The organism is Mesorhizobium sp. M7A.F.Ca.MR.362.00.0.0, from assembly GCF_004023175.1.
In the GTDB taxonomy this organism is placed as follows: domain Bacteria; phylum Pseudomonadota; class Alphaproteobacteria; order Rhizobiales; family Rhizobiaceae; genus Mesorhizobium.
Genome location: NZ_RZTF01000397.1, coordinates 1 through 5,716, shown reverse-complemented (window position 1 = coordinate 5,716; position 5,716 = coordinate 1). Strand labels below are relative to the sequence as shown.

General features: G+C 62.3%; 6 protein-coding genes and 1 pseudogene. 6 read left to right on the top strand and 1 reads right to left on the bottom strand.

The features are described from left to right. From EOC06_RS31200 to EOC06_RS31175, 6 genes and pseudogenes are all read left to right on the top strand, one after another. Positions 1 to 453: pseudogene (locus EOC06_RS31200) on the top strand (ABC transporter substrate-binding protein); the annotation flags it as partial. A 39-nt stretch (positions 454 to 492) separates the two neighbouring features. Next, positions 493 to 1,509: an ABC transporter permease gene (locus tag EOC06_RS31195; protein WP_128309592.1), complete on the top strand. Its 1,017-nt coding sequence runs from the start codon at positions 493 to 495 to the stop codon at positions 1,507 to 1,509. Then, positions 1,509 to 2,480, top strand: a complete 972-nt coding sequence (locus EOC06_RS31190) for an ABC transporter permease (RefSeq protein WP_023813929.1) — start codon at positions 1,509 to 1,511, stop codon at positions 2,478 to 2,480. The genes EOC06_RS31195 and EOC06_RS31190 overlap by 1 nt, the downstream gene beginning before the upstream one ends. Continuing rightward, positions 2,477 to 3,436, top strand: a complete 960-nt coding sequence (locus EOC06_RS31185) for an ABC transporter ATP-binding protein (RefSeq protein ID WP_128309591.1) — start codon at positions 2,477 to 2,479, stop codon at positions 3,434 to 3,436. Before EOC06_RS31190 ends, EOC06_RS31185 begins: the two co-directional genes overlap by 4 nt. A gap of 8 nt (positions 3,437 to 3,444) precedes the next feature. Continuing rightward, positions 3,445 to 4,431, top strand: a complete 987-nt coding sequence (locus EOC06_RS31180; RefSeq protein WP_127267732.1) for an ABC transporter ATP-binding protein — start codon at positions 3,445 to 3,447, stop codon at positions 4,429 to 4,431. A 139-nt stretch (positions 4,432 to 4,570) separates the two neighbouring features. Next, positions 4,571 to 4,873 carry a DUF982 domain-containing protein gene (locus tag EOC06_RS31175; protein ID WP_127267728.1) on the top strand — a complete coding sequence of 101 codons (303 nt, stop codon included), beginning with the start codon at positions 4,571 to 4,573 and terminating at the stop codon, positions 4,871 to 4,873. Between the two features lie 107 nt (positions 4,874 to 4,980). Here the strand turns inward: EOC06_RS31175 and EOC06_RS31170 are convergent, their stop codons facing one another. After that, positions 4,981 to 5,679: a DUF1194 domain-containing protein gene (locus EOC06_RS31170; protein ID WP_128309590.1), complete on the bottom strand. Its 699-nt coding sequence runs from the start codon at positions 5,677 to 5,679 to the stop codon at positions 4,981 to 4,983. Positions 5,680 to 5,716 lie beyond the last annotated feature (37 nt).

The window sequence follows — 5,716 nt, the reverse complement described above, 5'->3', positions numbered from 1 at the left end:
GTCTATCTGCAGAGCGGGCTGACCAGCATCGGCTATGTCGCCGACGTCAAGCCGATCTCGTCGAACATCCAGTTCACCTACATCCAGAACACCAACAACAAGGTGCAGATGTCCGTCACCCAGTGGTACAAGGACTATCCGGCGGCTTCGGACTTCCTGAACATCCTGTTCAGCTGTGCCTCCTTCCGCGAAGGTTCGGACGCGTCGATCAACATCGCCGGCTTCTGCGACAAGGAAATCGACGCCAAGATGCAAAAGGCATTGGACCTCGGCGTCACCGATCAGAAAGCCGCCGACAAAATGTGGGCTGAAATCGACAGGCAGGTCACCGACAAGGCACCTGCCGTCGGCCTCTTCACGCCGAAGCGGCTTGACTTTGTCAGCAAACGTCTTGGCAATTTCAAGTTCAACCGTCAGTTCAACTGGATGATCACCCAATCCTGGGTGCAGTGATGGCCTGGGTGCAGTAACGAACCGCGGAGGGGCACGTCCGTGTCGAACGTAGCTGTCGCCGCGCCGCGCAAGACGCGAGGGCCCTGGGCCGTCGCGTTTGCGAAGCTGGCAAGGGACAGGGCCGCCATGGCGTCCCTGGCCGTGTTCCTCCTCATCGTCCTTGCCTGCCTCAGTGCGCCTCTTTATGCAAAATGGGCAGGCGTGGACCCCTTCGCCTCGACGCTCGACGCCGTCGTCCAGATCGACGGTGCCGACGTTCCGGTGATGGAACAATCGACGGAAGGGCTGGGGCTTGGCTACACACCGCTCGGCCCGACCTGGCGGCTGGGCAATTATTTCCTCGGCGCCGACAGTCAGGGGCGCGATGTCATGGCCAGGATGCTCTATGGCGGGCTGAGCTCGTTGCTGATCTCCGGAGCAGCCACCATCTTCACCCTGATCCTGGGCACGGCGGCGGGATTGATCGCCGGCTATTTCGGCGGCGTTACCGACACGGTGCTGTCGCGGTTCCTCGACATACTGTGGGCGTTCCCCATCTATCTGCTGGCGATTTCGCTCTCCATCGTCACCATCGCGCATGGCATCACGATCGGACCGATCCAGATCGAGTCCGGCAGTCTGTGGCTGCCTGTCATCATCATCGGCATCGTCTACGTGCCCTACGTGGCCCGCCCAATACGCGGGCAGGTTATGGCGCTGCGCAAAAGCGAGTTCGTGCTGGCCGCGATCAATCTGGGCGTGCCGGGGTGGCGCATCCTGTGGCGCGACATCCTGCCCAACGTCACCACCACGCTAATCGTCTTCGTGCCGCTGATGATGGCGCTGAACATGCTTACCGAATCAGCCCTTTCCTTCCTTTCGATCGGCGTGCAGCCGCCGGCCGCGAGCTGGGGCACCATCATCCAGGACGGACAGGCGCTGCTTTACACCAGGCCATTGGTGGCGCTGGTGCCGGGCCTGGCGATCGCGGTTTCCGTCATGGCGCTCAATGTCTTCGGCGACGGCCTGCGCGACGCGCTCGATCCGCGCTCCAAGGTTCGGCTGGGGCGCGACTGATGATCTACGCAATCCTGCGCCGGTTCGGCCAGATGCTGTTCGTGATGTTCGGCATCTCGGTCATCGTCTTCCTGATTTTCTTCGCAACGCCGGGCGCCGACCCGGCTGCGCGCATCGCCGGCCGCAATGCATCGCCCGAAGTGCTGGAGGCGGTACGCCACAGCTTCGGCTTCGACCGGCCGCTCTACGTGCAATATGTGACGATGATGGAGAAGATCTTCGTCACCGGCGATCTGACCTCCTTCGTCAATCGTGGCTGGAAGGTGGTGCCGGCGGTCATGGATTCGATCCCGGTCACGCTCTCGCTGGTGTTCGGAGCGGCGATCCTGTGGGTGGTGGTCTCCATCATCATCGGCATCGCCGCCGCCGCCACGCGCGGCAGCTGGCTGGACAAGCTGCTGATGGCGCTAGGGCTGCTCGGCATTTCCATGCCGGTCTACTGGCTGGGCGAGGTGATGAACCTGATCACCCAGAGCCGCTACCACGACAGCTGGGCGTTCTCCTGGGTGCCGCCGCTCGGCTACAAGAATTTCTCCGACGATCCGAAGGGCTGGTTCCTGACCCTGGTCATTCCGTGGATCACACTGTCCATTCTCTATATCGGTATTTACGGGCGCGTGCTGCGCGCGGCAATCATCGAATCCCTGCAGGAAGACTATATCCGCACGGCCCGGGCCAAGGGGCTGTCGGAGACCCGCATCCTGCTGCGCCATGCCTTGCGCACGTCGCTCATCGCATTCGTCACTCTGTTCGGCCTGGACTTCGGTGCGCTGGTCGGAGGCTCAGCCCTGCTGACGGAGGTGGTGTTCGGGCTGCACGGCATCGGCAAGCTCACTTACGACGCTCTGCAGAATCTCGATCTGCCGATGATCATGGCAACCGTGATGTACGCGTCCATGTTCGTGGTCATCGCCAATGCGGTCGTCGATTTCGTCTACATCCTTCTCGATCCGCGCCTGAGGACATCATGATACTGTCGGTGCGCGACCTCAGAGTTTCCTTCCGCACAAATGATGGCCTGGTGCGGGCCATCGATGGCGTTTCCTTCGACCTTAAGGAGAGCGAAATCCTCGGCGTCGTCGGTGAGTCCGGTTCCGGCAAGACCGTGTCGCTGCTGGCCGTCATGGGTCTCATCACCGATCCCAACGCCACCATCGAAGGGTCGATCCGCTACAAAGGCCGCGAACTCGTGGGACTGCCCGCGCGCGAGCTCAGGCGGCTGCGCGGCAACGAGATCGCGATGATCTTCCAGGATCCGATGACGGCGCTGACGCCTGTCTACACGATCGGCTGGCAGATCGCCGAACAGATTCGCGCGCATCGCAGCATCAGCAAGTCCAAGGCGATGGAGCGCGTGGAGGAACTGCTGGCCGAGGTGAATTTTCCCAACCCGCACGAGGCGATGTCGCGCTACCCGCACCAACTGTCCGGAGGCATGCGTCAACGGGCGGTGATCGCAATGGCTTTGTCCTGCAATCCGGCGCTTCTGGTGGCTGACGAACCGACCACGGCGCTCGACGTCACCGTACAGGCCGGCATTCTCGATCTGGTGCGCAAGCTGCGCGCGACGCACAAGTCGGCGGTCGTCTTCATCACACATGACATGGGCGTGGTCTCCGAACTCGCCGACCGGGTCATGGTCATGTATGCCGGCCGCGTGGTGGAGCGCGGCAGTCGCATGGAACTGTTTTCCGATCCACGACACCCCTATACGCGCGCGCTGCTGGGTTCGATCCCGCCGCTGACCGGCGAAAAACCACGGCGCTTGCCGGCCATTCCCGGTTCGCCGCCGTCATTGCTGCGATTGCCGCAGGGCTGTGCGTTCGGTCCGCGGTGCCCGGTTCACTACGAGCCCTGCCAGGCCGGCAAGCCCGACCTCGGGAGCGGCACCCATGCCGCGGCATGCTTCAGGGTGGCACAGGCATGAGCGGACCGATGATCGACAAGAACCGCCCAATCCTCGAGACGCGTTCGCTGGGCAAGCGCTTTTCCATCGGCAGCCGTTTCTCCGCCGAAGGCAAGCGAACCGTTCATGCGGTCGACAATGTTTCCCTGACCGTGTGGCGCGGCGAGACGGTCGGGCTGGTCGGCGAATCCGGATGCGGCAAGTCCACGCTGGCGCGTTGCCTGGTGAGGCTCTACGACATATCGGACGGCGAGCTTCTGTTCGAAGGCAACGACATAACCTCCAAGTCGCTGTCCGAACTCAGGCCGCTGCGGCGCCGCCTGCAAATGGTTTTCCAGGACCCGTCGGCGTCGCTCAATCCGCGCCGGCGCGTCGGCGACCTGGTGGCCGAGCCGCTGCGCATCCATGGCAGGCTCTCGTCGAGCGAGATCACCAAACGCGTGGCGGAACTGTTCGACCTTGTCGGCTTGCTGCCGGATCACGTCATGCGGTTTCCGCACGAATTTTCCGGCGGACAACGCCAGCGCGTCGGCATCGCGCGGGCTATTGCCCTGAACCCGGACCTCGTGGTCCTGGACGAACCCGTCTCCGCGCTCGACGTGTCGGTGCAGGCACAAATCGTCAACCTGCTTGCCGATCTGCAGGAGAAGCTCAATCTCACGTACATCTTCATCGCCCACGACCTGTCGGTGGTGCGCCAGGTGTCGACCCGCATAGCGGTCATGTATCTCGGCTCGATCGTCGAAGAAGGGCCGGCGGAAGACGTGTTTGCAGCACCGGCCCATCCCTATAGCCAGGCGCTGATTTCGGCGGTTCCCGTCGTGGAGACGACGCCGGGTGGGACGCGCAAGCGCATCATCCTCACCGGCGACGTACCGAGCCCTCTGAACCCTCCAACGGGCTGCCGTTTCCATCCCCGATGCCCAATCGCGGCGGAGCGCTGCCGTTCGGAGCGGCCACAGTTACGGGAATACCGACCCGGTCGCAAAGTCGCCTGCCACTTCCCGACAATGTAGGCGACACTCACCACCGCACGGGTGATCGCCTTCGCCTGACAGATTTCTAAAAGATTCCATTCTTTATCTGGAACCAACCGGCTGTTGGCGCGTTTGGTGGGGTTCGATCGAGCGCATTGCGGTCGACCGGGAGGAAACGATGGATCAATTGCATTTCTTTTCGCCCGTGCGGATTTCGCGCGGGCAGGGACACCCTGCGGAAGAAATCGATAGTGTTGCCGAAGCCATGATGTTCTTGCGGAAATGGCCGACGGGACGGCGCGGTCCGGTTTATCAGTGCGCGCTGAATTGTTGCTCGGCCGCCTTGTCGGGCCAGATGTCGGCCGAGGAAGCAAGGAAAGCGTTCACCGGCTTTGCCCGCATCACGCGCCTTCTCGATGACGACATGGCGTTGCCAGTGCCCGGCGAAGGCGAGGCAAGGGTGCACGCGTTGCGGCGATAGGCTGTTGTCCTGACGGACCTACAAGGTCTCGCGCTGCAGCGGGGCGGGTCTTGTTGTGCAATGCGCTCGGTCTGGCGGGTCGAAAGTTCGTCTTGCGTGGCACACTTTCACAGCGGACGCTCGTCGTTCATGCTTACTTCAGTCACGAGCTTGCGGCGAAGCGCCATCGTGTAGTCGTCTGGCCCCTTCGGCGTCATGACGAAGGCCTGGGAACCGCCAATGACCGATCTGGCAAAATAGGATGCCAGAGGTTCGTCGGGATTCTCATCCTCCGTCGGGATGGCGATGGCATTGATCGTATATCCCTTGGCTATGGCGTTCGACCTGCTCGGCTGGACGGGAAGCCCGTCGTTGTTCTCGCCATTGGAGGAGATATCGATGACTTTCTTGGCCGCCTTTCCCGGAAACTGGTCGAGCAGGAGACTGCCGATGTCGATAGCCGAGGAAACGGATGTTCCGCCTCGCCCTCTGCGGATGAAGCCGGTATCGCCTTTCCTGCTGATCACCGCAGCCGCCGCTTTGGCATCTTCCAGTCCGCAGATGCTTGTCCACGGCAGCACGACGCGTGCGTGTCCGGGGCTCGACCATTCAAAATAGGCAACGCCGATGCAGCCGACATAATTCCGGCTGATGGCGGCGATGATCTCTGGCGAGGTGAGTGCCGCGGCATGTCCCTCGCGTTGCATATCGGCGATCTTCGGATCGATCGATGACGAGAAGTCGACCGCGAACACGATGGCGACGTCAACGTTCGCGGCATGGGCCGAGGCCCCCCAAAACAGCGAAGCTGCAAGTATCCCTGTCACTCTCGAGATTAAACCGGCCAGCGTCAGGAGACTGCCC

Coding starts and splice junctions, on each gene's coding strand:
- EOC06_RS31175 (WP_127267728.1), top strand. CDS start 4,571: ATGGATCAATTGCATTTCTTTTCGCCCGTGCGGATTTCGCGCGGGCAG.
- EOC06_RS31180 (WP_127267732.1), top strand. CDS start 3,445: ATGATCGACAAGAACCGCCCAATCCTCGAGACGCGTTCGCTGGGCAAG.
- EOC06_RS31185 (WP_128309591.1), top strand. CDS start 2,477: ATGATACTGTCGGTGCGCGACCTCAGAGTTTCCTTCCGCACAAATGAT.
- EOC06_RS31190 (WP_023813929.1), top strand. CDS start 1,509: ATGATCTACGCAATCCTGCGCCGGTTCGGCCAGATGCTGTTCGTGATG.